27 protein-coding genes are annotated in these 26,387 nt (G+C 43.1%); 23 read left to right on the top strand and 4 right to left on the bottom strand.

Going from position 1 to position 26,387, the window contains the following annotated elements; genetic code table 11:
* Positions 1-9: 9 nt before the first annotated feature.
* The 16 genes from cooS (at position 10) to VFC49_RS03820 (ending at position 13,979) form a co-directional block, all read left to right on the top strand.
* Entirely contained in the window at positions 10-1,911 is a 1,902-nt protein-coding gene (cooS, locus tag VFC49_RS03895; protein ID WP_324736253.1) for an anaerobic carbon-monoxide dehydrogenase catalytic subunit, read from the top strand.
* A 75-nt stretch (positions 1,912-1,986) separates the two neighbouring features.
* On the top strand, positions 1,987-2,793 hold the full coding sequence (locus tag VFC49_RS03890) for an ArsA-related P-loop ATPase (protein WP_324736252.1): 807 nt from the start codon (positions 1,987-1,989) through the stop codon (positions 2,791-2,793).
* Positions 2,794-2,988 (top strand): CooT family nickel-binding protein, encoded by a 195-nt coding sequence (locus VFC49_RS03885; RefSeq protein ID WP_324736251.1) that lies wholly within the window; start codon positions 2,794-2,796, stop codon positions 2,986-2,988.
* Between the two features lie 215 nt (positions 2,989-3,203).
* Positions 3,204-5,111: a proton-conducting transporter membrane subunit gene (locus VFC49_RS03880; protein WP_324736250.1), complete on the top strand. Its 1,908-nt coding sequence runs from the start codon at positions 3,204-3,206 to the stop codon at positions 5,109-5,111.
* A complete protein-coding gene (locus tag VFC49_RS03875) occupies positions 5,108-5,989 on the top strand; it encodes a respiratory chain complex I subunit 1 family protein (protein ID WP_324736249.1) in 882 nt (293 codons plus the stop codon). Before VFC49_RS03880 ends, VFC49_RS03875 begins: the two co-directional genes overlap by 4 nt.
* A 2-nt stretch (positions 5,990-5,991) precedes the next feature.
* Complete coding sequence (locus VFC49_RS03870) at positions 5,992-7,605, top strand: NADH-quinone oxidoreductase subunit C (protein ID WP_324736248.1); 1,614 nt, start codon at positions 5,992-5,994, stop codon at positions 7,603-7,605.
* A 3-nt stretch (positions 7,606-7,608) separates the two neighbouring features.
* Positions 7,609-8,127 carry a 4Fe-4S dicluster domain-containing protein gene (locus tag VFC49_RS03865; protein ID WP_324736247.1) on the top strand — a complete coding sequence of 173 codons (519 nt, stop codon included), beginning with the start codon at positions 7,609-7,611 and terminating at the stop codon, positions 8,125-8,127.
* The gene (locus VFC49_RS03860) at positions 8,120-8,698 is read left to right on the top strand and encodes an NADH:ubiquinone oxidoreductase (RefSeq protein WP_324736246.1); all 579 of its coding nucleotides are present in this window, start codon (positions 8,120-8,122) and stop codon (positions 8,696-8,698) included. The genes VFC49_RS03865 and VFC49_RS03860 overlap by 8 nt, the downstream gene beginning before the upstream one ends.
* Positions 8,688-8,972 carry a monovalent cation/H+ antiporter complex subunit F gene (locus tag VFC49_RS03855; RefSeq protein ID WP_324736245.1) on the top strand — a complete coding sequence of 95 codons (285 nt, stop codon included), beginning with the start codon at positions 8,688-8,690 and terminating at the stop codon, positions 8,970-8,972. Before VFC49_RS03860 ends, VFC49_RS03855 begins: the two co-directional genes overlap by 11 nt.
* Complete coding sequence (gene mnhG / locus VFC49_RS03850) at positions 8,969-9,328, top strand: monovalent cation/H(+) antiporter subunit G (RefSeq protein ID WP_042681184.1); 360 nt, start codon at positions 8,969-8,971, stop codon at positions 9,326-9,328. Before VFC49_RS03855 ends, mnhG begins: the two co-directional genes overlap by 4 nt.
* Positions 9,321-9,575, top strand: coding sequence for a hydrogenase subunit MbhD domain-containing protein (locus VFC49_RS03845; RefSeq protein WP_324736244.1), 255 nt, complete (start codon positions 9,321-9,323; stop codon positions 9,573-9,575). The genes mnhG and VFC49_RS03845 overlap by 8 nt, the downstream gene beginning before the upstream one ends.
* Positions 9,576-10,346 carry an MnhB domain-containing protein gene (locus VFC49_RS03840; RefSeq protein WP_324736243.1) on the top strand — a complete coding sequence of 257 codons (771 nt, stop codon included), beginning with the start codon at positions 9,576-9,578 and terminating at the stop codon, positions 10,344-10,346.
* A complete protein-coding gene (locus VFC49_RS03835) occupies positions 10,339-10,752 on the top strand; it encodes a sodium:proton antiporter (RefSeq protein ID WP_324736242.1) in 414 nt (137 codons plus the stop codon). The genes VFC49_RS03840 and VFC49_RS03835 overlap by 8 nt, the downstream gene beginning before the upstream one ends.
* Positions 10,749-11,234, top strand: a complete 486-nt coding sequence (locus VFC49_RS03830; RefSeq protein WP_324736241.1) for a Na+/H+ antiporter subunit E — start codon at positions 10,749-10,751, stop codon at positions 11,232-11,234. The genes VFC49_RS03835 and VFC49_RS03830 overlap by 4 nt, the downstream gene beginning before the upstream one ends.
* Positions 11,235-11,245: 11 nt before the next feature.
* Positions 11,246-12,808, top strand: coding sequence for a proton-conducting transporter membrane subunit (locus tag VFC49_RS03825; protein ID WP_324736240.1), 1,563 nt, complete (start codon positions 11,246-11,248; stop codon positions 12,806-12,808).
* A 124-nt stretch (positions 12,809-12,932) separates the two neighbouring features.
* Positions 12,933-13,979, top strand: a complete 1,047-nt coding sequence (locus VFC49_RS03820; protein WP_324736625.1) for a M42 family metallopeptidase — start codon at positions 12,933-12,935, stop codon at positions 13,977-13,979.
* On the opposite strand, the gene VFC49_RS03815 is transcribed toward VFC49_RS03820, so the two are convergent.
* Complete coding sequence (locus VFC49_RS03815; protein ID WP_324736239.1) at positions 13,969-14,253, bottom strand: hypothetical protein; 285 nt, start codon at positions 14,251-14,253, stop codon at positions 13,969-13,971. The two genes, VFC49_RS03820 and VFC49_RS03815, sit on opposite strands and share 11 nt — an antisense overlap.
* A 71-nt stretch (positions 14,254-14,324) precedes the next feature.
* Here VFC49_RS03815 and VFC49_RS03810 point away from each other — a divergent pair, with 71 nt between their 5' ends.
* Positions 14,325-16,253 carry a helicase C-terminal domain-containing protein gene (locus tag VFC49_RS03810; protein ID WP_324736238.1) on the top strand — a complete coding sequence of 643 codons (1,929 nt, stop codon included), beginning with the start codon at positions 14,325-14,327 and terminating at the stop codon, positions 16,251-16,253.
* Positions 16,254-16,261: 8 nt separating this feature from the next.
* Here VFC49_RS03810 and VFC49_RS03805 read toward each other — a convergent pair whose 3' ends face one another.
* Complete coding sequence (locus tag VFC49_RS03805) at positions 16,262-17,413, bottom strand: inositol-3-phosphate synthase (protein WP_324736237.1); 1,152 nt, start codon at positions 17,411-17,413, stop codon at positions 16,262-16,264.
* A gap of 394 nt (positions 17,414-17,807) precedes the next feature.
* Between VFC49_RS03805 and VFC49_RS03800 the strand changes: the two genes are divergently transcribed.
* The 4 genes from VFC49_RS03800 to VFC49_RS03785 are packed head-to-tail and all read left to right on the top strand — an operon-like array spanning position 17,808 to position 22,355.
* A complete protein-coding gene (locus VFC49_RS03800; RefSeq protein ID WP_324736236.1) occupies positions 17,808-19,433 on the top strand; it encodes an extracellular solute-binding protein in 1,626 nt (541 codons plus the stop codon).
* 12 nt (positions 19,434-19,445) lie between these two features.
* Positions 19,446-20,393: a sugar ABC transporter permease gene (locus VFC49_RS03795; RefSeq protein WP_324736235.1), complete on the top strand. Its 948-nt coding sequence runs from the start codon at positions 19,446-19,448 to the stop codon at positions 20,391-20,393.
* Positions 20,393-21,262 carry a carbohydrate ABC transporter permease gene (locus tag VFC49_RS03790; protein WP_324736234.1) on the top strand — a complete coding sequence of 290 codons (870 nt, stop codon included), beginning with the start codon at positions 20,393-20,395 and terminating at the stop codon, positions 21,260-21,262. Before VFC49_RS03795 ends, VFC49_RS03790 begins: the two co-directional genes overlap by 1 nt.
* A gap of 10 nt (positions 21,263-21,272) precedes the next feature.
* A complete protein-coding gene (locus VFC49_RS03785; protein ID WP_324736233.1) occupies positions 21,273-22,355 on the top strand; it encodes an ABC transporter ATP-binding protein in 1,083 nt (360 codons plus the stop codon).
* Here the strand turns inward: VFC49_RS03785 and VFC49_RS03780 are convergent.
* Positions 22,352-23,638 carry a bifunctional L-myo-inositol-1-phosphate cytidylyltransferase/CDP-L-myo-inositol myo-inositolphosphotransferase gene (locus VFC49_RS03780; RefSeq protein ID WP_324736232.1) on the bottom strand — a complete coding sequence of 429 codons (1,287 nt, stop codon included), beginning with the start codon at positions 23,636-23,638 and terminating at the stop codon, positions 22,352-22,354. The genes VFC49_RS03785 and VFC49_RS03780 overlap by 4 nt on opposite strands.
* A gap of 98 nt (positions 23,639-23,736) precedes the next feature.
* Here VFC49_RS03780 and VFC49_RS03775 point away from each other — a divergent pair, with 98 nt between their 5' ends.
* Together VFC49_RS03775 and VFC49_RS03770 are read left to right on the top strand one after the other, a co-directional pair.
* Entirely contained in the window at positions 23,737-24,414 is a 678-nt protein-coding gene (locus VFC49_RS03775) for a TIGR00289 family protein (RefSeq protein WP_324736231.1), read from the top strand.
* A gap of 56 nt (positions 24,415-24,470) precedes the next feature.
* Positions 24,471-25,190 carry a DUF72 domain-containing protein gene (locus tag VFC49_RS03770; protein ID WP_324736230.1) on the top strand — a complete coding sequence of 240 codons (720 nt, stop codon included), beginning with the start codon at positions 24,471-24,473 and terminating at the stop codon, positions 25,188-25,190.
* 104 nt (positions 25,191-25,294) lie between these two features.
* Here the strand turns inward: VFC49_RS03770 and gyaR are convergent, their stop codons facing one another.
* Positions 25,295-26,305 carry a glyoxylate reductase gene (gyaR, locus tag VFC49_RS03765; protein ID WP_324736229.1) on the bottom strand — a complete coding sequence of 337 codons (1,011 nt, stop codon included), beginning with the start codon at positions 26,303-26,305 and terminating at the stop codon, positions 25,295-25,297.
* Positions 26,306-26,387 lie beyond the last annotated feature (82 nt).

The raw sequence follows: 26,387 nt of genomic DNA, 5'->3' as shown, positions 1-26,387 counted from the left end.
GTGGTTGTGATGGCGGAATACATAAAGTTTAAGGTTCCTGCAAAGCAGGTTTCTGAGACTAAGGGCGTTGGTGACCTAATTGAGAAGGCTGAGGAGGAGGGCGTGAAGACTGCTTGGCACCGCTTTTTAGAGCAGCAGCCCCAATGTGGCTTCGGTCTTCTGGGAGTCTGTTGTAGAAACTGTAACATGGGTCCATGTAGGATTGACCCATTTGGCGCTGGGCCAACAAAAGGTGTTTGTGGAGCAGATGCTGATACAATAGTTGCAAGGAACATTTTGAGAATGATTGCTGCAGGAGCAGCAGCACACAGCGATCATGCGAGGGACATCGTCCACGTGTTTAAAGGAGTAGCAACAGGAGAGTTTAAAGGGTACAGGCTGACAGATGTTGAGAAGCTTAAAGGATTGGCTCAAATTCTTGGCATTGATATCGAGGGGAAGAGTGAAAGTGAAATAGCCTCGGAAGTTGCACATATCTTGGAATTGGAGTTTGGAAAACCCGACGATGAACCGTTGAAGTTGCTCGTGGCAACAGCTCCCAAGAAGAGAATTAAAGTCTGGGAGAGGCTTGGAGTCATGCCAAGGGCAATTGACAGGGAAATCTGTGAGTGTATGCACAGAACCCATATGGGTGTTGATGCAGATCCAGCTTCGCTACTCCTTCACGGTGTTAGAACAGCACTTGCCGATGGATGGAGCGGCTCAATGATGGCTACCTATTTGAGCGACATCCTATTCGGAACACCAAAGCCAATTAAGACTACTGCAAACCTGGGTGTTCTCAAGGAAGATTACGTGAATATAATTGTCCACGGTCATAATCCAATACTGTCAATGAAGATAGCCGAAGTTGCCCAAAGTGAAGAGATGCAGAAATTGGCCAAGAAATATGGAGCCAAGGGGGTGAATGTTGCGGGAATGTGCTGTACTGGAAATGAGGTCTTAGTGAGGCTCGGCATCTCTCCAGCTGGAAACTTCCTGATGCAAGAGTTAGCAATAATAACAGGTGCCGTTGAAGCTATGGTCGTTGATTACCAGTGTCTAATGCCATCGTTGATTGATGTAGCCGGCTGTTATCACACCAAGATAATTACAACCGAACCCAAGGCACACATACCCGGAGCAGTGCACATAGAGTTCAAACCGGAGAGAGCAGATGAAATTGCCAAGGAGATAGTCAAGATTGCAATTGAAAACTTCCAGAACAGGCCAAAAGAAAGGGTCTATATTCCAAAACACAAGAGTGAAGTTGTTGCAGGCTTCAGCGTTGAAGCAATCCTTGAAGCCCTTGGAGGAACGCTTGAACCTCTCATCAATGCACTCAGAGAAGGTACAATTAAAGGAATCGTTGGAGTTGTTGGATGTAATAATCCAAAGGTTAAGCACAACCACAGTCATGTAACACTAACTAAGGAGCTCATAAAGAGAGATATCTTGGTAGTTGGGACTGGTTGCTGGGGAATCGCAGCAGCAATGGGCGGTTTACTAACACCTGAAGCGGCAAAAATGGCAGGAGATGGACTTAGAGCAGTGTGTGAGACACTTGGAATTCCGCCATGCCTCCATATGGGTAGCTGTGTTGACTGCTCAAGAATCCTGATTGTTCTTGGAGCACTTGCTGAAGCTTTAGGTGTTGATATTCCCGATTTGCCAGTAGCTGGCTCTGCTCCAGAATGGATGAGTGAAAAAGCAGTGTCAATTGGAACTTACTTTGTTGCAAGCGGTGTATTCACCCACTTGGGAGTAGTTCCACCAGTGCTCGGAAGCCAGAAGGTTACCAGGCTCCTTACGGATGACATTGAAGACCTCCTCGGAGGAAAGTTCTACGTCGAACCGGATCCAGTAAAGGCAGCAGAGACAATTTACAATGTGATAATCGAGAAGAGGAAGAAGCTCAAATGGCCTGTTTGATCTCTCCTTTTATCTTTAATTTGAAAAACAAAGCAATTATAGGAGAAGCGTGATTTAATCACTGGAGGTACTAAAATGAAGATACTTGTCGCTGGAAAGGGGGGAGTTGGAAAAACTACAATTTCAGCTTTGTTAGCCCATATCTTAGCCGATAAAGGGTATAATATACTGGCTTTAGATACAGATTCAGTTCCCAATCTTGCTCAAAGTCTGGGAATTCCATTTGAAGAAGCTTTAGAAATTGTTCCACTTTCACGAAATGAAAAGCTTGCAGAGGAAAGAACTGGAGCAAGACCAGGTGAAGGCTGGGGAGTTCTGTTCTCACTGACTCCAAAAGTTGATGATTTGGCTGAGCGATACGGCATAACAATAAAGCCAAATTTGAAGCTTGTAGTAGTTGGAAGCATAGAGCAGAGTAAAGAAGGCTGTCTGTGTCCAGCGTTAGCTCTCGCAAGAGCATTTTTGCTGCACGTTCTGCTATCTGAAAAGGATATCGTTATTGTGGACAGCGAAGCTGGAGCGGAGATTTTCGGAAGAGGACTGGCAGAAAAATTTGATGCCATGATATGTGTGGCAGAACCAACGCTGAAATCTTTATTGATAGCGAGGAAGCTCACAGAAATGGGGAAGCAGCTCAACATATCAAATATATTCCTTGTAATAAACAAAGTTCGCAACTCCTTAAAAGCCTCCCAGCTTTATGCAAAAGTCTTCTCGGATTCAACGCCCTACCATCTTGTAAGCTTTGATGAAAGCGTTATTAATGTGGATAATAAAGGGAAGGGAGTTGATTCTATTCCAAAGGATTCTCCGATATATGAAGATGTCGAAGCACTTGCAAGAAGGATATTGAACGTAAAAAAGCGTTCTAAGGTGTTGTAAATGTGTCAGTCAAAAGTCATAGTCTTTGAAGATGGAAAAGCAGAAGTTGTTATGACAGATGTAACTCTGCTTGAAGTTAAAGATGGAAAAATCATTGTAAAGAATCTACTCGGTAAAGAGTTGATTCTTGAGGGATATGAGATCGATTATATCGATTTTATTTCCCACAAAATTTATTTGAGACTTTCCCTTTGATGCTCATTTTTGTTCCATAATGTATGTTTTAACCAAAGGTTTAGAATGGATACATTAGGCAAAATATATAAACAAAATTCGCCAGAAAATTTCACAGATGTATGAGTCTAATTTCATGAATAAAAATTTCACTCAATATATTTCGGGCAATGTGATGTGTAAACAGATACTTTGCTAAAATCAAGACAAATTAAGAAAAATTTGGGTGAACAGCAATGGAGACTCAGATGTTGTTAATACCTGTTGGTATATTAATTATAGCGGCAGTGGTGGGGTTGTCAAAAGCAAAAATGGCTCTCAAGATAGTAAGTACACTATCAGCAATAGCATCGGTAGTGATGATATACATTGGAGTCTTAGGGTTTAGAACGACCCTTGAGCTTAAATACAGCTTGTTCAACTCATCTTCGCTTTTTGCAACCCTCAACTGGCTTGTCTTTAGAGTTGACTCGCTTTCGGCATTTTTCCTGCTCCTGCTCGGTATTTTAAGCCTCTGCGCATCAGTTTACGGTATCAAATACATGGAAAAGTACCTCGGCAAAGAAGACATGCGGATTTACACCTTCAACTATCCAATTTTCCTGTTGACGATGTATCTCGTCTTGATATGCTGGAACTTACTGTGGTTCATACTCTTCTGGGAGCTGATGAGCCTGTTTTCCCAATTCTTAGTGGCATTTGAGCAGAGCGAAGAGAAAGCCGTAAAGGCAGCATTCAAGTACTTCTGCATGACAAAAGCTGGGGCAGAGTTTCTTGTACTGGCAGTTGTGCTGATAATTCTTAAAGCAACAAGCTTTAACGCCGACTATTCTGAAATTGCTAATATTCTACCGGCTTATCTCTCAGCTCATCCGGGAATGCTTTATGCCCTGACATTTGCACTGCTCATAGGATTTGGGGTTAAGGCGGCTATGATTCCATTCCATTCATGGCTTCCCGATGCTCACCCAGAAGCCCCGAGCAATGTTTCAGCTTTACTGAGTGGTATCATGATTAAACTGCCGATATATATGCTGCTCAGATTCTTCATAAGCTTCTTCCCATTGGAGCCCGAAATTGGGCTGATAATAGCTGTATTTGGAGTCCTGACACTTTTCTTCAGTATGATGTACGCTTTACTCCAAGAAGATTCAAAGCGTTTATTGGCTTTTTCAAGTATAGACAACATTGGATACATCCTTTTACCCATGGGGGCTGGGATTTACTTCCTTGCGAACGGAGATCAGCTCTTGGGGAGTGTAGCCTTAGCTGCTGCACTTTTTCACACGATGAATCATGCCTTCTTCAAAGGACTTCTATTCCTTACGGCTGGTTCAGTGATGTATGAAACGGGGACAAGAGATTTGAATTATTTAGGAAGTTTAGCAAAGAAGATGCCTCTGACTGCTTTTGCCGCCCTAATAGGCTCACTTGCAATAGCTGGCATGCCCCCCCTTAATGGCTTTGTGAGCAAATGGATGATCTACATCTCAACCCTCTCATCTCCAGCAACTTCACTCTTTGGAATAATTGCCATTTTCATAAGTGCTGTAACCCTTGGGGCTTTTGTAAAATACTTCACGGCAATCTTTACAAAACCTGCAGTTAAGGAAATCGATGCAAAGGAAGTTCCGCTTTTAATGTCTGCTCCTCAGATTGTCTTAGCTTTGCTTTGTATAGCATTTGGAGTTTATCCTTTCGTTCCATTAAAAATGATATCCCAAGCCTTGGGTTCAATAGGCGTTCCGTTAGCTTCTCTTGTAGTTTATCCCTCCCTCGTTGTGCCAAAAACAGGGGGTTATTCACCGATAATAGTCTTTGCATTTTTGCTGGTTTCAACACTAATAGCTTTTCTGCTTATCCCATCGAAGGGCAGTGTTGTGTCAACTTGGAAGACCGGGAGAAGTGAAGACCTCAATGTAAGTATGCCTGCTGACGCTTATTATCGGGACTTTAAAGAAGCTTTCAATGAGGTTTATCTCTTAGGTGACGCCAGTAAAGACATTGTGCAAAAAGTCACTAAGATTGGAAAAGTGCTTGGAACCAAGTTTGAAGTCCTGTCCTATGACTTGGACTCTATGCTTTCCCTTGCAATGATTCTGATAGTAATTTTAGTGGCACTTTTAGGAGGTGTAAGCCTATGAACATCATTTTCATGGCAATCAACTTAGCATTTGCCCTGCTTATTGCTCCAGTAGTAGATAGTTTTGAGATGAAAATCAGAGCACGTCTGCAGAACAGACAGGGACCATCAATACTCCAGACGTGGTGGGACTTGATAAAGCTCTTCAAGAGACCTACAGTTGAACCTCAGGATTCTGTTAAATCATTCTACAAGCTCGCTCCGTATGTGACCTTCACAGCTGTTCTGACAGCTTACTTAATAGTTCCGACTCTCTTGCCCAGCTCAATAAACTTCATTGGAGACTTTATAGTTGTGGTTTATCTCCTTGGCCTGGCAACTTTGAGCTTTGTCATCGGAGCGTTTTCCTCAGGGAATGCTTATGCCCAGATAGGTTCAAACAGAGAGGTTTCCCTTTTTATGAGTGAAGAACTACTCTTGGCTTTCATAGTAGGTACGATAGCTGTAATAGGCAAAAGCCTGAGTTTTGATCAGCTGTTCCCGCTACCTTTGAGGATTTCCTCAGTCCTTGCATTACTCCTGCTTCTCCTTGTGATATATGTTGCAAGTGCCAGATTGCCCTTTGATATTGCTGAAGCTGAGCCTGAAATAATTGAGGGCCCTCTAATCGAATACAGCGGAAAACATCTCGGTTTACTTGAATACTCGATGTTCCTGAAGCGCCTTCTCCTTTACAGCTTGCTTTTGAACTTCATCCTTCCAGTTCAAAATCCAACAAGACTCATTGGTTATCTCCTTGGCATAATGATTCTCTCAGTGATTTATTCAACATTCGAAGCTTACTATGGAAGATTCAGGATTGACCAAGCTGTCAAGCTGATGAAGAAGCTTTCCGCTGTAGCTTTGGTTGTGTGGATTATAGCCTTGGTGGGGTGGTAGCCGTGATAATTGAGATTCTAAAAGGAAATGATGCTAAAATCCTCAGGCATGATGAAAAAGTAATCTTGGCTTTGGTTCCAAATGATAAGCTCAGGAGTACTGCAGAGTTGCTTTTCAAAGCGGGCTGTTATTATGCAACGGGAGTTGGTGTTGATGAGCGCTTACTGGGAGTAGGCTTTTCAATGTATCACATCTTCAACTGTGAGTCTGAAAAGAGATACGTAGTTCTCAAAGCAGTTGCAAGCAACTTAAGGATTCCTTCAATTACACCGGTCATAAGCGGTGCAAACTGGGCTGAGAGAGAGGCAATGGATATGGTTGGAATTTTCTTTGATGAACATCCAGAGCCGCTGAGGCTTATTCTACCTGACGACTGGCCTGAAGGAATTCACCCATTGAGGAAGGAGTTCCACTACAATGAAAGACCACCAAGGATTGAGTTTAAGCCTTCAAAAAAGGAGAAAAAGCCTGGAGTTATGGAGGTTCCAGTTGGGCCCTATCATCCAACGCTTCACGAGCCGGAAGTTTTTGAGCTCCATGTCAAAGGCGAGGAAATAGTTGGGGCAGTCTATAGGGGATTTCACGTCCACAGAGGTCTGGAAAAATTGGCAGAGGAAAGGATGACAATAAATCAGATTCCATTCTTAGCTGAGAGAATCTGTGGAATTTGCGGATACACTCACAACTGCGCCTACGCTCAGGCCGTTGAGGATGCCGCCAAAATTGAGGTTCCAGAAAGGGCACTTTATATAAGAACCATACTCCTTGAGCTTGAGAGACTGCACTCCCATTTGCTCTGGTTTGGTGTTGCCTTCCATTTACTTGGCTTTGATTCTGGCTTCATGCACACATGGCGTATAAGAGAAGCGTTTATGGATTTGGCAGAGCTTTTGACCGGAAATAGAAAGACCTACGGGATGAACCTCATAGGGGGCGTCAGGAGAGACATTGATGAAGAAAAGAAGAAAAAAGTGCTTGAAATTTTTGAAAAAACCAAAAAGGAGACAAAAGAAGTTCTTGACAACGCTGCTGAGATGAAGGAGCTCATAAGCAGAATGGAAGGGGTTGGTGTTCTTCCAAAGAGAGAGGGCAGGGAAATAGGTGTAGTCGGACCTGTTGCGAGGGCATCTGGCATTGACACCGATGTAAGGAGGGATCATCCATATGCAGCCTATGGGGATTTGGAGTTTAAGGTGCCTGTCTACAAGGAGGGAGATGTCCTTGCAAGGTTCTTGGTGAGGTATGAGGAGACATTTGAAAGCTTCTGGATAATTGAACAGGCTTTAGATCAGCTCCCACCGGGAGACATTTTAAGCGAGGATTATGAGCTTCCAGAATATGCAGTCGGCATTGGAGCAACTGAAGCCCCAAGAGGGGAAGATGTGCACTTTGTGATTACTGAGGGCGGCAACAAAGTTTACAGGTGGCGTCCAAGAGCGCCAACCTACAACAACCTGCCCGCTGTTCCTATAATGCTTATGGGAGAAAAATTGGCAGATGCCCCAATAATCATAGCCTCAATAGATCCGTGCTTTTCGTGTACAGACCATATGGTCATTGTTGATGGAGAAAAAGTCTGCAGATGCTCTCTTGATGATTACCTCAGGAGGCTGTGAGCGATGGGGAGGTTTAAGCTTATTGCCAAGGCTATAAGCATTGGAAGAGTAACGGAGAAGTACCCTTTTGTCCCGCTTGAAGTTCCAGAGGGCTTCAGAGGAAAACCTGTAATTGATCCAGAGAAATGCATCGGGTGCACATCATGCTCAAATGCCTGTCCTCCTCAAGCACTGCAGGTTTATGATGACTTAGAAAAGGGGGTCAGGGTAGTTCATCTTTTCATAGGAAGATGCATCTTCTGTGCCCGCTGTCAGGATGTGTGTCCAACGGGAGCAATAAAGCTCACAAAAGAATTTGAGCTGGCAACTCTTTCTGAAGAGGATTTGCACCAGTTTGTTGAGCTAAAGATGGTTCGCTGTGAGGAGTGTGGCAGGCCATTTGACACCTTTAGGCATTTGCTTTACTCAGCAAAGGAACTTCAACCTTGGGAAAGGGAGATGATGTTCTTGTGCCCAGAATGCAGGGCTAGGAGAATTTCTGAGCAGTTGATTTTTGCAAAAGGTGGTGGGGGATATGTTTGAGAAGAGTTTATGGGTTTTTCATTTAAACAGTGGAAGCTGTAATGGGTGTGATATTGAAATACTCAATATATTTGCTCCCAAGCAAGACGTTGAAAGATTTGGAATTAAGCTCGTTGGTTCACCAAGACATGCTGATGCAATAGCTTTTACGGGTCCAGTCACAAGAGAGTGCTTGCCAAAGGTCATTGAGGCATTGAAGGCAGTTCCAGAGCCGAAGATAGTCTTAGCTATCGGCTCATGTGCCTGTGGTGGCGGGATATGGTATGATACCTATGCAGTGATTGGCGGCGTGAAAGAGCTCTACAAAATCCTCAAGGAGGAATACGGTATTGAACCGCCGACTACAATTTACATTCCGGGCTGTCCTCCTAAGCCCGAAGCTATTATTTACGCTGTAGCGATGGCAAGGGGCTTGGTAAAGCAGAAGCAGAAAAGAGAAATTTACATCGAAGAACTCGACGAGAAGACAGAAAGAGACATAGTTGAAATTCTCTTTGGAGAAGCAAAGGAGACAAGGCACTTTGTTCCCAACATAGTTGTTAAAACGGATGGTGGTGCTGATGAGCCTTGAGAGCCAGTTTTTTCTTTTGATGAAATTTGTCATTCCGCTTTACCTGTTGGCGTTCATAATCTATGCTATCAGGGCATTTAAGGGTCCAACGATAGTGGATATAATCCTAGCAGTTGACTGTATGTCTTTTGATATTGCAGCATTCATGGCAATTCTTGCAGTTTACTTCAAGTCAGCATTCCTAATTAGTGCAGCAATAACTCTGGCATTGTGGGCTTACTTGTTGGACATTTACATTGCTAAACATTTGGTCAGCAAGGAGGTGGGCGCATGAACGAAATCCTCTTTTACATTGGAGCAATCATGATAGTCATTGGTGGGATTTGCGACTTGTTTGGGGCGTTAGGGTTGCTTAAATTCCCGAACTTTTACATTCGCTTACACGCTGCTACGGTAGGAACTATTGGAGGAGCAGTAGTGCCGTTATTCGGCGTTGGCTTTCTTGCGTTAGGCTCTGATTTTCTGCCAAACAAGTATGCCATTGCTGGTGCAAGCTTTGTTACTGGAGTTATAGTTCTTCTAGCGGCTCCAGCAGGAGCACATGCCTTAGCATACGCTGCCCACAAGGCTAAGCTTGTCACGTGGGAGCCTAAGGTGGATCACTTGGCAGAGGTGAGGGAGAATGATTGAAATCCACTTGCTAATGCTCCTCATCACAGTAATCATTGGACTAATATTTTCTTATCTCGCAATCATTGAAAAAGACCTCCTCAAGGCCATCGGTTTTTCAGCGGTACAAGCAATTGCTTACGCCATTGCCTTTTACATCCTCATGGCTCCAGACATAGTCCTAGCATACATAGCAATTGCAGTTGGAATTTACACTGCATTGCTCGTTTTCGTAGTTAGTAAAACAACTCGCTACGAGGTGGTTTGAATGAGGAAGCTACTTCCACTTGCACTAATTTTGGCAATCATCTTCATCGGTGCTTACCTCATGGCGCCAAAGCTTACTCCACAAACTGAGCTAAGACCGTTGGGCGAATTCTACTTGGAGAACAGCTACTTTGGTGATTATTCAGCAAAGAGTCCTGAAGTTGTAACTTCAATCCTCTGGGATTATCGTGGTGTTGATACCCTCTTTGAAACTTCAGTCTTCTTCCTCGCAATCATTGGTAGTTTAACACTCTTCAGATTAAACAAGAAGCAAGAAAAAGAGGCTAAACAGAAGACGGAGGAATTCTCTGGCGGTTTGACCTTAGTAATTAAATCAGTGACGAAGATTATTGTTGCAATGATTCTTGCTGTCTCGGCCTCGATTGCTTTGCACGGTCACCTCACACCTGGTGGTGGTTTTCAGGGTGGTTCAGCTTTGGCTGTTGCTCCATTGTTAATCATTGCCGCTTACTCCAAGTATACCTTGGAGGAAAGTGGTTTAGACAAAACAAGAGCATTAATCCTCCGTTCTATTGGTCTCTTAGGAATTGCTCTCGTGGCATTAGTCCCCTTGCTCAGCAGTGGTTTCATTATGCAGAATCAACCAATCTTTCCAGCAGAACTTGGAGGACAATTAATTGGAGGTTCACTAATTTACTACAACTTCTTCGAATTCTTAGCAGTAGGAGCTGGATTCACGGCAGTGTTTTTACTGCTAGCAATTCCCGAAAGTGTGTTCAAGAGGTTCTTGAGGAGGGTTGAGAATGAGTGAAGTTGTAACATTCATCTGGGCAGTCATTATATTATCCCTGATCGCAACAATCGTAATAAGCCTCTATGGAATTGCGAGGAGGCCTAATTTAGTTAAAAAACTCATTGCATTAACAATCTTTGGAGATACAGCAAATTTGATTGTAGTTTTGCTGGGCTATAGATTGATTTATCCAGTAGCACCACCAATTTTGCCATCACTCTCAAAGGACGCTTTGAGGCAATTCATTTCAACGGCAGTTGATCCTTTGCCCCAGGCTTTGGTGATTACGGCTGTAGTCATTGGAATGGCTGTTAATGTACTTATTGCATTTGCAATAATCCAAATCTACCGCTTGTACGGAACTGTGGACACTAGAGAATTAGGAAAGAAACTTCCAGCAATTTTAAGGGGTGAGAGTCAATGAAGGGGATAATTCCAACTGCATTATTAGCATTCATCACTTACATTCTCTTCACGGGTTCAACTAAGCCATTTGATTTAGTTACTGGATTAATTGTAGCAATCGGTGTTGGCTTGCTTATGGGTAAATATCTTGTTCAGAGTGATTCCAAAGCCTTGAACCCAGCCAGGTGGCTTTGGGGTATAATTTACTTCATCTGGTACATGCTTGTGGCAGAAGTGAAAGCGCACTTGGACGTGATGGTTAGAATACTCAGTGGAAAGTACGAGCCTGGAATTGTTAAAGTGCCAATTGAGGTGAAGACAGATTATGCAAAGACTCTCATTGCAAACTCTATAACTAATACGCCAGGTACGGTGGTTGTGGACTTGGATGATAAGTACATGTACGTAAATTGGATTAACGTGACTACTACAAAGCCTGAAAAAGCGAAGAAAGAAATCTGTGAGGATTTTGAAAGGTACGCAAAGAAGATTTTCGACTGAGGTGGTGAGAAATGGACGTTGTTGGTTTAACTCCAATCATTCCAATTGTATTCGCTTTTGCACTGCCATTATTCTCAATCCTCATTAAGGGGGACAGAAAAATTGTTCAAGCTTACGCGTTAATTGGAACTGGTTTGACTTTAATCAGTGTTTTCAAGCTCTTTGAGTTGGCTTACTCTTCAAGCACTCCCTTAGTTTACACTTTCGGCAAGTGGGTTGCCCCAATTGGAATTGTGTATGAAGTGGACAAGTTGAGTGCTTTGATTGCCTTAGTCACTGCTGGGTTAATGTTCTTAATTGCGATTTACAGTTACCACTACTTGGAGCATGAGGAGGGCTTGGAGTGGTATTACACGCTTTATTTGGGCTTGGAGGCTGGATTATTAGGCGTTCTCTTGACGGGTGATGCTTTCAACCTCTTCGTCATGATTGAGGTCACGAGTATTGCAGCTTATGCCTTGGTAATGTTTTACAGGGATAGGGGTGATTCAGTCACTGCTGGGCTTAAATACGCTTTAATTGGAGCAGTTGGAACGACAATGTACTTCTTAGCGTTAGGAGTGTTTTATGGAGCGTTTGGTACAGTGAATTTTGCTGATTTATCGGCAAAAGTTCATGGTTTGAGTTTTCCAGTGACTGGCACTCCAGTTGGTAATGTTGTAATTGCTTCGGGTGTTGCTTTGGCTTTGGCAACATGGGCTTTCCTCATTAAGGCAGCCATAGTGCCAAACCACTTCTGGCTTCCGGAAGCTCACCCAGCGGCACCAAGTCCTATCTCAGCAGTGCTTTCTGGTTTGGTCGTTAATGTTGGTGTTTATGCCTTGATTAGGTTTTTGTACACGGTTTATGGTGGTTCTTTAGCTCCAGGATTGGCTCATGTAGTCAGTATGTTAAGCACGATTGTAATTGTCTTGGGTGCCGTCTCTGCTTTGTTTGGTGCTTTGATGATGAATGTTCAGAGGGATGTTAAGAAGCTCATTGCATACTCCACGATAATGCACATGGGTTACCTCTTTATGGCTGTTGGATTGGGGACAGAATTAGGCTTGCAGGCAGCATTATTCCATTTGGTTAATCACGCGATTGCAAAGGCGTTATTATTCTTGGCAGCTGGAGTCTTCATTCATGCTGTTGGTTCTAGGAATATTGACGATTTGTCTGGACTTGGAAGAAGAATGCCGATTGCCACGTTTTCACTGGCAATTGCAACGCTAAGCCTGGTCGGAATCCCACCACTCAACGTATTTTTCAGCAAACTCTTACTCTTCAATGCTTTCCTTGATAGGAGTTTGGTCTTAGCGTTAGTTCTTGTCCTCAGCTCAGCAACTGCCTTAATTGCTTACATGCGCGTGTTTTATGTTATCTGGCTGGGGAAACCAAAAGAAGGCTTGGAAATCAAAGAACCAACAAGTATGAGCCTAATCTGCCTATTGTTAGCTTTAACAGTGATTGTCATTGGACTGATGGCGCCGATCATCACAGATAAGCTCATAACCCCAGCAGCAACTCAAACAATGGACTACAACAGCTACGTGAATGCAATTTTAAACCTTGCCTCAAAAGTTCTCCACTGATTTTATCCTTTTTCTTCAAGTTTTGTTGCATGATTAAAATCCAGAGTCCAGATGTTTGTTACCTAAAACCTTAAATATCCCTGCTGAGATCATTAAGATGGACATCTAAACGGAGGCGATGGAAATGGTTGACTACGAGCTTTTAAAGAAAATCGTTGAAGCTCCCGGTGTTTCAGGATACGAGTTCTTAGGGGTCAGAGATGTTGTTATTGAGGCATTCAAAGATCATGTTGACGAGATAAAAGTTGACAAACTTGGCAACGTTATCGCCCACAAGAAAGGCGATGGTCCGAAGGTCATGCTTGCGGCACATATGGATCAAATTGGTCTAATGGTTACCCACATTGAAAAGAACGGATTTTTGAGGGTTGCACCAATAGGTGGCATAGACCCGAGAACTTTAATTGCCCAGCGCTTCAAGGTCTGGATTGGCAAGGATAAGTTCATCTACGGTGTTGGCGGTTCAGTTCCACCTCACATTCAGAAGCCAGAGGATAGGAAGAAAGCTCCAGACTGGGATCAGGTTTTCATTGACATCGGTGCTGAGAGCAAGGAAGAAGCAGAAGAAATGGGTGTCAGGATAGGCACAATTATCACATGGGACGGTCGCTTGGAGAGATTAGGAAAGCACAGACTTGTGAGCATTGCATTTGATGATAGAATTGCAGTCTATACTTTAGTTGAAACTGCAAGAAAGCTCAGCGAGACTAATGCAGATATTTACTTCGTCGCCACAGTTCAGGAGGAAGTTGGTCTTAGAGGTGCAAGGACAAGTGCCTTTGGCATTGACCCAGATTACGGCTTTGCAATTGATGTTACCATAGCAGCTGACGTTCCAGGGACTCCGGAGCACAAGCAGGTTACCCAGCTCGGAAAGGGAACCGCAATTAAAATAATGGACCGCTCAGTTATCTGCCACCCAACAATCGTTAGATGGATGGAAGAGCTTGCTAAGAAGTACGAAATCCCGTACCAGTGGGACATTCTCCTCGGTGGGGGGACAGATGCTGGAGCAATCCACCTCAATAAAGCTGGTGTCCCAACGGGTGCCGTTAGTGTTCCCTCAAGATACATTCACTCAAATGCAGAAGTCGTTGATGAAAGAGATGTTGATGCAAGCGTTGAGTTAATGGTTAAGGTTCTTGAACACATCCACGGGCTTAAGATTTGATTTCTTTCTCTTTTTCCTCTGGAATCTCCTGTGGAGCGGAAGTTCCTTTTGAAACTTCTTTAGGAATCTCCTTCTCTATCTTTTCCCACCTATAGAGGAAGTATGCCAGACCCACAAGAATTCCTGCAACCAAGAATGGAAGCTTTGAAGGCAGCAATAGTCCGCGGTGCCACTTATAAAGGAGGAAGTTCTGATAAAAGAACAGATATGCCAGCCACCCAAGGATTAACGCCTCAATGCCACTTTCAATGAGCTTTTTATCTTTTTCCTCCATTTTAGCTCCCTCTTTTAATCTCTGTGAGAAAAGTTAAAAAGAAGCATTAATAACTTTTTTGATGAGTCAAGATGAGCGATTACTTCCCCTATAAATCACTGCGCCCAAATCAAGAGGAGTTCATTAGCTTAGTCGATGAGGCGGTTAGAAAAGGAGAGAATTTGATAATTGAAGCCCCAACTGGTTTTGGAAAAACGATAAGCGTTCTTGCTGGGGTTTTACCTTATGCCTTGAGCATGGGTTTCAAGGTTGTTTACTTAGCAAGAACACACAAACAGATGGACAGGGTTATAGAGGAGCTCAAGGAGATAAATAAGATAAATTCCATCAGTGGTGTGGAGTTTAGAAGCAGAAAAGAGCTCTGCCTTCACTCTTACATTCAAAACTTTGCTCCTGATGCTTACAATGCCATGATTGTGTGTAAAAACCTCAAAAAGCTCCACAAATGTGATTATTTTGAGAACGTTAAGAAAAAGAAAGATGAATTTAACGAGATTGTTGAATACTTCCTCAACTCTCCTTCCCAGCCAATTGAGATTCTCAGCTATTCTAACCTCTTGGAGCTGTGTCCTTATGAAGTTACAAGGAAAGTGGGAGAAAAGGCGAATGTGATTGTTGCGAGCTACCTCTATATGCTCAACCCAGCTATTAGAGATGCATTCATTGAAAGCTTGGGAGTTGATTATGAGGACTTGATAGTAATTTTTGATGAAGCTCACAACTTACCAAATCAAGCTATCGACGTTTTAAGCGATAAGATAACTGTTAACAGCATAACTAGGGCGATAAAAGAGGCCGAAGAGTATAACGAGCATGAGATTGCAAACTTTTTGAGTATCTTCCTAAAAGGACTGGAGAATCTCTACAATGAGCGTTTAAAAGATAGGGAAGTTGAAGAAGCTCCCATTCTTCCGGAAAGCATATTCACTCATGTTTTTGAAATCCTTAACATCAGTGAGAGGCTTTTAGTCAGAATCTTGAGAGAGATGGTTGAAGTAGGAGATGCAATTAGAGAAGACAAAATTGAGAAGAACAAGCCTCCGCGTTCTTATGTTGGAAGAGTAGGGGAATTTTTGTTGAACTGGCTCTCTCTAATTGATAGGGAGGATTATCTCTTCATAATGAGCAAGGATAAGGGATTTTCCCTTGAATTAGTTGCTTTAGATCCTTCTAAAGCTTTGAATTTCATAAACGATGTTCAATCGGCTATTTTCATGTCCGGAACGCTGACGCCTCTTGAAGCTTTTAAAGACATTATGGGAATTGAGAATGCAAAGCTTAAAAAGTTCCCGAGGATGGTCAAGAAAGAAAATGCCCTTGTCTTAGTCGCTAAGGATGTCTCAACAAGGGGAGAGGAGAGAAACCTGGAGTTATACAGAAAAATGGCCGAATATATTGTTGAAGCGGCAAAGCTCATTCCCAAGAATGTCGGCGTTTTTACAGCTTCATATGAAGTTCTTCAGGGTCTCTTATCTGCCAACGTTCATTTGAGAATTGAAGAAGAAGTTGGCAAAAAAGTTTTCATTGAGAAGAAAAATGCAAGCTCTAAAGAGAATGACATCTTGGTTAGAGCATTTAAAGAGGAGGCAAAAAGAGAGGGTGGAGTTTTGCTGGGGGTTATGGGTGGTAGGAACAGCGAAGGGCAGGACTATTCGGGAGATGAAATGAACGGCGTTGTTCTGGTTGGAATCCCATATGCAAGACCTACCCCAAGAGTTCAGGCTCAAATACGGTATTTTGAAAAGAAGTTCCCAAGAAAGGGGAGATACTACGGTTATTATCTGCCGGCTCATAGAAAGCTTGTTCAGGCAGCTGGAAGGGTTCACAGAAGTGCCGAAGAGAAAGGGGCAATAATTATTCTGGACTACCGCGTTCTTTGGAGCTCGATACGAAAAGATTTACCCGACTGGATGAACGAAACAATGAGACCCGTTAATCTGCCAAGAATGAAGCTGTATCTGCGGAGATTTTACAGAAATTTGAAAGAAGAGAAGGCTTGAAAGGAGAATCACAGCCATCTCGGCTTAAGCCCTGCCCACTGGCGCATCTTTTCATAGGCGATAATCCTTGGAATGTTGCCCTTCTCTGCTGGTCCTGGGTTCTTCATGTAGAACGCGTTGACTTCATAAACTGTTCCCCACTCCTTCCTCTCAATGGCAATCTTGCCTAACCTGGCGAGATCAACCAACAATCCAGCCAAAGCTGGGCTGTCATTGATTCTTCCAGTTATGACAAGCTCATCTCTTGCATTGTTGAAGCTGATATACTCGATGTGCATTGCGATGAATTTCTTGTCGCCGAGAGGCTCAAGGAATCCAGTTGGCTTGATGTAGTGTGGTGCATCGTAGCCTAAAATATCCTTTACAACACTTGACTTTGTGTATTCTTTGCTCTTGTTTCTGTCTTTGTCTGTCAAAGCTAAGAAGTCTGTATTTCCACCAATGTTAAACTGGGCAACGTCCTTAACGTGTCTGTTCCTCTGAGCTAAGTGGGCCAAGATGTCGGCTGTCAATGGTGTTGCACCAGTTGCACCGTCGTCTCCAAAGATGACTAAGTTGCTCTCCTTTGCAAGTTCAAGGAATGCATTGTCGTTTGCTATCAATGTTGGGATTGCATTTACGAAAGCCGCTCCACCGACTTCCTTTGCATACAGTGAAGCAGCATAAGCATAAACTTGTGTTGCTGTTAGTCTTTCTCTGTCGTCGTTTTCTATAGCTTTGATCAGCTCTTCCTTGCTGTTAAACGGCTTAAATGCCTCGGTTGTACAGACATTAACAATGACATCTGGCTTGAGCTCTTTCCACTCTTCAACAATCTTTTCTACAGCTTCTTTGAGGGTCATTTTGTCCTCCAAGCCCTCCGCCTCAATTGGCAGGTTGCGGAGGCTTCCTAAGTGGATGCCTTTCCTCACTACAACGTTTTCGAGGCTCTCTGGGATTTCATCTTCCCAGTACCTCTTGACAACTTCGTAAAGGGGTCTCCCAATCTTGCTCTTGTCGACGTCATAAGAACCAACAATCTCAATGTCCTCCACTTTTATTGGCAGCTCATTTGCCAGCGGAATTCCATAATAGCCGAGATCTCCTCTTTTGATTCGCTCAACTCCTATTGCAAATATGCTTCCCACATATCCCTGACCGAGTATGACAACCCTCGCCATCATCGCCACCTCCGTTTTTGTATGTTTTATATATGTTAAATATTTTTTGCTTATAAAAATTTTTATAATGGTATAATATGGGAAGCCTTTGTCTGGCAGAGCTGCAAATACTGGGAGCCTTAAAACTCGGAATTGCGCAGGGTATGGCCGCAATACAGCGAGGAAAAACTTCCAAATATTTATTAATATTAGTTTGATTTTTAAAGATTTCGAACGTTCTACTCTCAATACCACTCACAAAAGTGGACATAACTCCTTTTTAACCCTTTAGAAGTCCACAAATTTTATAAATAACAAAAGCTAACTAAAATATGACTCTGATCTGCTTTCTTAAATAACCTTCTTTGGGGCCTCTTCGGCTCTGACTTTTAAAAACCGATAGTAGGTGGGGACAATGAAGGCAAAAGCCGTATGGTTGGTTGCAATATTGCTTCTCGGAGTGATTGCCAGCGGTTGTATCGGTGGTGAGAAGGAAACAGGCACTCAGACAGCGGGTAAAGTTCAGCTTACTGGAGACTTTACAAAAGATGTAGTGGCAATAGGTAAGGTTCTTGAGCAGAATGGGATTAGTGAAGTCAAGTTCTCTGCATGGGGTTCAGGTGATCCAAACAGTGTCATGAGAGTCTATGGTATTGTTGAAGCAGCAAGAAGGATAAACAAAATCTGGGCAGACAATGGAATTAAAGTGAAAATTGTGATTACAGACACTCATTACGTTGCCTCTTTCCAAGATGCCTATAAGGAATACCTCAGCAAGCAGCCACTTGGACAGGCTGGAGACTTCTTCGTGAACTCTTATGCATTCCTCCCAACACTGGCAGATGAAGGCTACATTCTTGACATAACGGACTATGCAAACGCCTACAAGAGCGTTATTGATGATTTTTACCCATCACTCATAGAGGCTTCAAAGTACAAGGGAAGGCTTTATGGTTTGCCTCAGGATACAGAAGCAAGACCCCTCTACGTTAGAAAAGACGTTGCCGCAAAGATTGGACTTGACGTAAACACCCTTCCCGAAAAGGTGAAAAGTGGGGAGTTCACATGGAGCGATGTCTACTACTGGGCAAAGAAGGCAAAAGAGAGCGGTGCTGCTGAATGGGGATTGATCCACAGAAAGGGTTCAGCTCACCCAGACCTGATACAGTTCATCTTCGCCTTTGGCGGAAAGCTTTACGATCCAAACACCGGAAAGCTCGTCGTCGATGTTCCAGCTGTGTATAAGTGGCTCTACGTTGAGTGGAAGTTTGCCCAAGATGGCTTGCTTCCAAAAGACATAATGAGCTGGGACTGGGCCAAGCAGATTCACCCAACAATTGTTGAAGGAAAAACCCTCTTCGACATAGGCGGTACATGGTACTGGACAGAGTGGCAGACAAAGCAGTACTATCACGGCAGGGGTCTGAAACCTGAGGAAGTGAAAGAGTGGTTCGCTTACACTTTATTCCCAGCTGGAGAAAAGGGAGACAAGCCAGTGACACTCAGCCAGCCCTTCATTTGGATGATAAACTCAAAAGCCGGTGCCCAGAATCCGAAGTACGACGAGCTTAAAGATGTTTACCACATGCTTGCATTCCTCATGATCATAAAGGCGAGCGATCCAGACATCAATGCAATTCACAGCGTTATCTCAGCACACCTCCCAGTTAGAAAAGAGGCAGCAAAGCTTATTAAAGACGAGAAGTGGCTCAATGACTTGAAGAACCTCAACCTTGACCTGGATCCGACAGTTAAGGATAACATCAAGAACATTGTCCAAGCGACTGTCAATCCAATCAATGCACAGTTCTTGGCAGATGTCAGCTACATGCTTGAATACACGCACTTAGCCCCGGCACATCCAAAGTATCCAGCACTGGCAGATATCTTCAAGGAAGCGGTTGATAAGGTCCTCAGAGGTGAAATGACACCAGAAGATGCCGTTAATTACATTATCCAGAAGGTCAATGCTGATCCAGAGCTCAAGGAGAATGTTGAGATACAGGGAGAGATTCCAAAGAACTGGAAGTTTCCACAGTGAAGAGGTGGGAGCATGAATAAAATTAATAAGGAGAAGTTTACAGCTCTTTCCTTTTTTCTTTCTCCAATGCTTCTGATGGTTGTGCTGTTCTATCTAATTCCGCTCATTATGACGGTCTATATAAGCTTCACCCAGATGCGGAACTGGAATGTTGAGAGGTATCTTAAAGACTTTGTTGGGCTTTACAATTATGAGCGATTGTTTTATATGTTCCAGCATGATCCAACTTTTAAAGCCGTGCTACTAACCACGATAGTTTTTGTTGGAATCACGCTCATCATTAACGTTTTTGGAGGTTTAGCGTTAGCCTTAGCTACTTTCTTCATAAGCGAAAAGCCAGCTTCAAGTTTTAGGCTTCTCTGGCTTCTGCCGAGAATGTCTCCAATAGCTGTTTACAGTCTGGTTTGGTATTATTTCTTCCATGGAAGTGAAATTGGGACATTGAATTCAATTTTAATGAAGCTTGGAGTGATTTCTCAGCCAATTCCATGGGGTCAAACTGTACCTTGGGGGGCATGGAGCATAATCATTTTTGTGAATGGTCTTGTTGGTGTGAGCTTTGGTATGATAGTCTTCACATCAGCTTTGAATCAGATTCCAAGGGAGCTTGTAATTGCCGCGAGGGTTGATGGTGCATCAGCCTGGGAAATTTCAAGAAAAATCCTAATTCCCCTTACAAAGTGGCACTTCCTCTATGTTTTAACATGGCAGTTCCTAAGCCTGCTTACAACGTATCCCCACCTATTCCTTCTTGTTCAGTGGGACTTGGTAAACAGGGACTACGGAACAACTCTTGCATTGTATGTGTTCAACACAGCCTTTGGTAGAGGAGAGCAAGATCAAGGATTAGCGGCAGCGGCAGCAGTGATATTGTCAATCATTGGCGTAATTGGAGGATTTGTAACCTTGAAAGTTCTACAATTTGAGAAAATGATGAAAAGACCAAGGGGTGACTTCTGATGAAAGACGTAGAAACAAGACCGAGCAGATATGAGTGGGTAATTATTCTTGCAATCCTATTCGCGAGCTTGCCTTTGATCCTCGGCTTTTCTCTGTTAGTGCTTTCAAGCTTCAGCAAGGAGATGGTCACCAACTTAGATCTAAAATCATTCCACTTCACTTTAGAGAACTGGATTAATGTGTTTCAAGGAAAACTGGCAACGACAGGTGGGATCAAGACAAACATACTGAAAGTTACATTCCATACCCTTGTGGTTGCTCTTGGGGTTTCAGGAGTTGTAACATTTATAAGTGCCTTGGCTGGATACTCACTTTCAAGAATTGACTTTAAAGGAAGAAAGCATATGATGATTCTGCTCTTAATCCTTCACGCCTTCCCGGGAGTTGCATTAATTGTTGGTGTTTACTTGCTTTACCGTTTGACATTTCCACAGAGCCCAGATTTGATAAGGCTTTACTCATTCTTCTACGTGATACTGGCAAGGGCAGCTCTTGAGATTCCGATGTCCGTCTGGTTGATGAAGGGCTTCTTTGACACGATACCTTGGGAGTTTGAGTGGTCGGGCATAATTGACGGAGCATCAAGGATAAAAGTCTGGTGGAAAATCATGCTGCCTTTAATTAAGCCGGGAATCTTGGCTGTTGCACTTTTTGCATTCTTGGCTGGCTGGCAGGACATAATCTACGTGAGAACTTTCCTCATTGACCAGACCTTAGCGACATTTATTGAGGCAAACATCGAAGCTGAATACACACACATGCCGCTGATAGCTGCGGCTGGAACTCTTTACCTGCTTCCAACAATAATATTCTTCCTTACGGCTCAGCAGATATTACTGCAGGGTTATTCAGGTGGAATCAAAGGGTGAGGTGGTTGAAATGGTTAAGATTACCCTTGAAAATATAACCAAAAAATTTGGAGACTTCACAGCTCTGGACAATATTAATCTAAAAATCGATGATAGAGAGTTTATGGCATTGTTAGGTCCTTCAGGAAGTGGAAAATCCACTTTACTCTACACAATAGCCGGGATTTACAAACCAACAAGTGGGAGAATTTATTTTGATGATAGAGACGTTACAGAAGTTCCTCCAAAGGACAGAAACGTGGGATTGGTTTTTCAGAACTGGGCACTTTATCCTCACATGAAGGTTTTTGACAATATAGCGTTTCCTCTTGAGCTGAGAAAAGCTCCCAAGCAGGAAATTGAGAAGAAGGTTATAGAAGTTGCAAAGATGCTTCACATCGAAAACCTGCTTGACAGATATCCATGGCAGCTCAGCGGTGGTCAGCAGCAGAGAGTTGCAATAGCGAGAGCTTTAGTCAAAGAACCCGATGTCCTGCTTTTGGATGAGCCTCTGAGCAACTTAGATGCTTTGCTTAGAATTGAGGTCAGAGCTGAGCTGAAGAGACTGCAGAAGGAGTTGGGCATTACGGCAGTTTACGTTACCCATGATCAAGCTGAGGCGTTAGCAATGGCTGACAGAATAGCTGTGATTAGGGAAGGGAAGATACTCCAGGTGGGGACTCCAGATGACGTCTACTACAAGCCAAAATACAAGTTCGTTGGAGGATTCCTTGGAAATCCACCCATGAATTTTGTTGAAGCGGAGGTTGAAAATGGCCACTTAAGGATTTATGAAAGCAGGATACCAGTTCCTGCTCAGTATAGGGGGCTGATTGAAAAGCTCGGCATAAAGGAAGTGCTCCTTGGATTTAGACCGCATGATGCAGAGGTTGTAAAGGGCATCAGTGAAGGGTTGGTTGGAGAGGTATACTCTTTCGAACCTCTTGGGAGGGAGCAGATAGTCACTGTTTCCGTTGATAAGGCATTTGTTAAAGTGTTTGCACCAGAAGGAGAGCACTTCACATTTGGAGAGAAGGTGACGGTGAAGATCAGAGAAGATAGGATTGTCCTGTTTGATAAAAAGACAGAAAAAGCTCTGGAGTTTTTGGTTTAGTCTTTCTTATTTTTCCATACCAGCCAAACTGTCGCCACTATTCTAAGATTTGTCAAGATTGCTAATAGAGCAAAGAGGGCTTTTATTTGCCCGGCTAAGCATAGTAACATTGTTAGGAATATCCTTTCGTCCCTCTTTCCGATAAGGTATCGCATTACTGGAATATCCTTATAAATGTCGCTTCCATACGCTGCCTTATAACGCTCCGTTGAATAGCTTACCATCGCTGAGCCAAAGATTGCTGTCACAGCTGTTGCCCACCAGAGCGGTTCTTTAATTGTAACGTAAGCTAATATCAACAAAAATGCAAAGTCCACGTATCTGTCAAGAATTGAGTCCACATAGCCACCAAATCTGCTCGTCCTCATGCTCGCACGTGCAATCTCTCCATCAACACCATCAAGGATGGAGCTTATTTGATACAGAATTCCAGCCAGGGGGACGCTGATAAAATTCAGTAAAGCTGAGAGAATGCCAAGCAAGAAAGTTACAACTGTCATCTGGTTGGGAGTAACGTAATCAACGAGGAGAGTGCTTATTCTCGTGGAGATTTTTCTGTTTAAATGCCTTGATATGAAGCCATCTCCACTTCCCTTTACAGAGGTCTGGATTACAAGCTTTCTTGCTTTTTTGATGTCCTCTGGAGTGTCGATGTCCATCCAGAAAAATCCGCTCACAGAAGTTACTTTAAGCTTTGCCCTTTTCACGATCTCGCTCAGCTCAGCTTTTCCTTTTTCTGACAGAATCTCATCAGCAACCTCGAATATCTCGGGAGTCAAGACGAAGAATCCAGTATCGATGGCGTCAAAATCTTTAAGGTGCTTTCCAATGTCCTCCACGCGGCTATCTTTGATTCTAACTTTTGTTGCTTCCTCAATGCTGGTATACTTCGGGGCTTTATCAACAATGAGCCCTTCCCCTTTCACAGCTATCTCAAGAAAAGCTTTTCCATAGATATGATCACTCATGACAAGGATAAACTTTCCGCCAACTAAATCCTTGGCTAAGTAAAGAGAATACCCATTGCCCTTCTCTGGATGTTCGTTTATCACAATCTGAACCTTAAAACTGTTTTTCTTAGCGAATTCTCTAAATTTAGTCTCGTATTTTGGATTTGTAACGATTATAAACTCTTCAACACCAAGCTCTTGGAGAACTTTCATGGTTCTATAGAGGATTTCCCTACCAGCAACTTTTAGAAGACCTTTGGGGGTTTCTTCAGTCAGCTTTCTTAGCCTCGTTCCAAATCCAGCTGCAAGAATTACTGCCTTCTCTGGGAGCATTGAATCACCCCCAAGCTTTTTTAAGATGTATTGAGAATCCTATTTTGAGACCAATATTAAATTTACTAAAGGTTAATTTAAAGCTTTCGGGTGGGAACATGAAAATAGCAGCTTTGTTTTCGGGAGGGAAGGATTCAACATACGCCTTATACTGGGCAATGCAGCAGGGATTTGATGTGAAATATCTGGTTAGCATTCACTCTAAAAGTGAAGAGAGCTATATGTACCATGTCCCAAACATCCATCTGACGGATTTGCAGGCTGAGGCGATAGGAATTCCCCTAATCAAAGGATATACCACCGGGGAAAAAGAAAAGGAAGTTGAGGATTTGAAGAATGTTCTTGAAGGATTGGACATTGATGGAGTTGTTGCTGGAGCTTTGGAGAGTGAATACCAGAGAGTTAGGATTGAGAAGGTTTGTCATGAGCTTGGGCTAAGAAGCTACACTCCACTGTGGCACAAGAACCCAGAGATGCTTTTGAGGGATATGCTGCATGCCGGCTTTGAGATTGTGATGGTTGGAGTGTCTGCTTACGGTCTGGATAAGAGGTGGCTTGGAAGGATTGTTGATGAAAAAGCCATTGAGGAGCTTAAAGAGCTGAACAGAAAATATGGCATTCACATTGGAGGAGAGGGCGGGGAATTTGAGACCTTCGTTAAGGATGCACCGTTTTTTAAAGCAAGAATAGTTTTTGATGAAGTTGAAAAAATTTGGAATGAATACACATATTCGGGAGTTTTGGTCGTTAAAAGAGCACATTTGGAGTGGAAATAAGGAGCCTGCCAATAACTTTATTTTTTGAAATTTCGATTCTAATTTGGTGAGACTCCATGATTTTTGTTGGTACCTGTGGCTTTTGTGAGGCTCGCAAAAGATATTTCCAAGATTTTAAGACAGTTGAAGTTCAACAAACTTTTTACCGAATTTTGGAAGAAAAGACTCTTAAAAGGTGGAGAAGCGAAGCACCCGAGGACTTTATATTTTCAATCAAAGCTTTTCAGGGAATAACACATCCAACCAATAGTCCCACGTGGAGGAGAAGCAACGTTAAGCCAAGCAGAGATGTTGGATTTTTAAAGCCTACCAATGAGGTCTTTAAGTACTGGGAGGTAACACTTAACGAAGCAAGAATTTTGAACGCAAGGTTCATCTTAATCCAGCTTCCCAAGAGTTTTAAGGAAACCGAGGAAAGCTTTGCCAATGCTGAAAAGTTCTTCTCAAAGATAAGCAGGGACATCGAGATAGCTGTTGAGCTTAGAGGCTGGAGCGAAAAGGGAACAAAGAAATTCGTAAGAGAATTTGATGTCATTGATGTAGCAGACCCTCTCCTCAGAAAGCCGCTCCACAGAGGAGACATCAATTACTATCGCCTTCATGGGGCATATGAGAACGGGAGGATAATTTACAAGCACAGATATAATGATGAGGAGCTTGAAAAGATTGCAGAACGGATAAAAGAGTGGAACAAAAAGGAAAGCTACGTTTACTTTAACAACATCTATATGTGTGACGATGCGAAAAGGTTTAAGAGGCTGATAGCGGGGCAGTGAAAATCAGAACCACGAGGCTTCATCATCATATCAGCCAAGGGTGGGGTCATCATCTGAAGCCTCGGAATCTTTGGATCATCACCCTTCAGGTCGGATCCAGCTCCTCATCGGCCAAATCCAGGCTTCCTAACATTCAGCACTTCTCTATTCACAAGTGTCGGCGGAACTTCACCTTTAGCGAAGGCTATTAAATTCCTTGCAACAAGCTCTGCCATTGCATATCTTGCACCGTAAGTTGCGCTACCTATATGTGGTGCCAAAGTCACGTTCTTCAGCTTGAAAAGCTTCTCATTATGGTAGGGTTCTTCTTCAAAGACGTCTAAGCCCGCTCCGGCAATCCAGCCCTCTTCGAGAGCTTTAATCAAGGCTTTTGTATCAACAACCTTTCCTCTTGCAATATTGATAAGTATTGCCGTTGGCTTCATGAGCTTAAGCCTCTTCTCGTTTATCATATGGTAGGTTTCCTTTGTCAATGGAACTGCTAAAACCACGAAGTCGCTCTCCCTAAGTAGCTCATCTAACGGCCTAAACTCAGCTCCAAGTTCCCTCTCTTTTTCAGGCTTTCTTGTGCGAGAATAATAAAGGATTCTCATGTTAAAGCCTTTAGCCCTTCTTGCTATCGCCTGCCCTATTCTCCCAAAGCCTATTATTCCGATTGTCTTTCCATAGACATCATAGCCGAGGTACATAAGCGGATGCCACGCAACGCCTTTTCTCTTCCATTCTCCACTCCTCACAAATTTATCAGCATCAACTAAATGCCTCGCTGTCGCTAAAAGCAGAGCCCAAGCGAAATCTGCTGTGGCTTCGGTTAAAACGTCTGGCGTGTTGGTTACATAGATTCCTCTTCTCGTAACCTCTTCAATGTCAATATTGTCGTAGCCGACTGCATATTGAGCGATGATTCTAAGTCTTGGGGCATTGTCAAGGATTTCCCTATCAATTTTGTCGCTCAGCAGAGTTACTAAGGCATCAACGCCTCTAACTTTCTCAAGTAGCACTTCTCTCGGGGGCTCTTTTTCATCTCTCCAGACTTCTACCTCATAGTACTTTCTGATAACGTTGATCGCGGTCTCCGGGATCTGTCTTGTAATGAACACTTTGGGTTTCCTCATAGTATCACCATCTTATACCTTGGTGTGAACAAAATATTAATATCCATGATGATATATATCTTAATGCTAAGATTCTCATTGG

The sequence above is a fragment of the Thermococcus sp. SY098 genome, assembly GCF_035621495.1.
Taxonomy (GTDB): domain Archaea; phylum Methanobacteriota_B; class Thermococci; order Thermococcales; family Thermococcaceae; genus Thermococcus_B.
The sequence above is the reverse complement of the archived record's forward strand: the minus strand, read 5'-3'. Positions and strand labels throughout refer to the sequence as shown.

Excerpts from the sequence above, each read along its gene's own strand:
- VFC49_RS03855 (WP_324736245.1), top strand. The coding sequence starts at position 8,688 with ATGAGCCTTGAGAGCCAGTTTTTTCTTTTGATGAAATTTGTCATTCCG.
- VFC49_RS03880 (WP_324736250.1), top strand. The coding sequence starts at position 3,204 with ATGGAGACTCAGATGTTGTTAATACCTGTTGGTATATTAATTATAGCG.
- VFC49_RS03885 (WP_324736251.1), top strand. The coding sequence starts at position 2,794 with ATGTGTCAGTCAAAAGTCATAGTCTTTGAAGATGGAAAAGCAGAAGTT.
- VFC49_RS03815 (WP_324736239.1), bottom strand. The coding sequence starts at position 14,253 with ATGGAGGAAAAAGATAAAAAGCTCATTGAAAGTGGCATTGAGGCGTTA.
- VFC49_RS03795 (WP_324736235.1), top strand. The coding sequence starts at position 19,446 with ATGAATAAAATTAATAAGGAGAAGTTTACAGCTCTTTCCTTTTTTCTT.
- VFC49_RS03820 (WP_324736625.1), top strand. The coding sequence starts at position 12,933 with ATGGTTGACTACGAGCTTTTAAAGAAAATCGTTGAAGCTCCCGGTGTT.
- gyaR (WP_324736229.1), bottom strand. The coding sequence starts at position 26,305 with ATGAGGAAACCCAAAGTGTTCATTACAAGACAGATCCCGGAGACCGCG.
- VFC49_RS03845 (WP_324736244.1), top strand. The coding sequence starts at position 9,321 with ATGATTGAAATCCACTTGCTAATGCTCCTCATCACAGTAATCATTGGA.
- VFC49_RS03860 (WP_324736246.1), top strand. The coding sequence starts at position 8,120 with ATGTTTGAGAAGAGTTTATGGGTTTTTCATTTAAACAGTGGAAGCTGT.
- VFC49_RS03805 (WP_324736237.1), bottom strand. The coding sequence starts at position 17,413 with ATGGCGAGGGTTGTCATACTCGGTCAGGGATATGTGGGAAGCATATTT.
- VFC49_RS03810 (WP_324736238.1), top strand. The coding sequence starts at position 14,325 with ATGAGCGATTACTTCCCCTATAAATCACTGCGCCCAAATCAAGAGGAG.
- VFC49_RS03840 (WP_324736243.1), top strand. The coding sequence starts at position 9,576 with ATGAGGAAGCTACTTCCACTTGCACTAATTTTGGCAATCATCTTCATC.
- VFC49_RS03875 (WP_324736249.1), top strand. The coding sequence starts at position 5,108 with ATGAACATCATTTTCATGGCAATCAACTTAGCATTTGCCCTGCTTATT.
- VFC49_RS03775 (WP_324736231.1), top strand. The coding sequence starts at position 23,737 with ATGAAAATAGCAGCTTTGTTTTCGGGAGGGAAGGATTCAACATACGCC.
- VFC49_RS03830 (WP_324736241.1), top strand. The coding sequence starts at position 10,749 with ATGAAGGGGATAATTCCAACTGCATTATTAGCATTCATCACTTACATT.
- cooS (WP_324736253.1), top strand. The coding sequence starts at position 10 with ATGGCGGAATACATAAAGTTTAAGGTTCCTGCAAAGCAGGTTTCTGAG.
- VFC49_RS03865 (WP_324736247.1), top strand. The coding sequence starts at position 7,609 with ATGGGGAGGTTTAAGCTTATTGCCAAGGCTATAAGCATTGGAAGAGTA.
- VFC49_RS03780 (WP_324736232.1), bottom strand. The coding sequence starts at position 23,638 with ATGCTCCCAGAGAAGGCAGTAATTCTTGCAGCTGGATTTGGAACGAGG.
- mnhG (WP_042681184.1), top strand. The coding sequence starts at position 8,969 with ATGAACGAAATCCTCTTTTACATTGGAGCAATCATGATAGTCATTGGT.
- VFC49_RS03770 (WP_324736230.1), top strand. The coding sequence starts at position 24,471 with ATGATTTTTGTTGGTACCTGTGGCTTTTGTGAGGCTCGCAAAAGATAT.
- VFC49_RS03825 (WP_324736240.1), top strand. The coding sequence starts at position 11,246 with ATGGACGTTGTTGGTTTAACTCCAATCATTCCAATTGTATTCGCTTTT.
- VFC49_RS03835 (WP_324736242.1), top strand. The coding sequence starts at position 10,339 with ATGAGTGAAGTTGTAACATTCATCTGGGCAGTCATTATATTATCCCTG.
- VFC49_RS03785 (WP_324736233.1), top strand. The coding sequence starts at position 21,273 with ATGGTTAAGATTACCCTTGAAAATATAACCAAAAAATTTGGAGACTTC.
- VFC49_RS03790 (WP_324736234.1), top strand. The coding sequence starts at position 20,393 with ATGAAAGACGTAGAAACAAGACCGAGCAGATATGAGTGGGTAATTATT.
- VFC49_RS03890 (WP_324736252.1), top strand. The coding sequence starts at position 1,987 with ATGAAGATACTTGTCGCTGGAAAGGGGGGAGTTGGAAAAACTACAATT.
- VFC49_RS03800 (WP_324736236.1), top strand. The coding sequence starts at position 17,808 with ATGAAGGCAAAAGCCGTATGGTTGGTTGCAATATTGCTTCTCGGAGTG.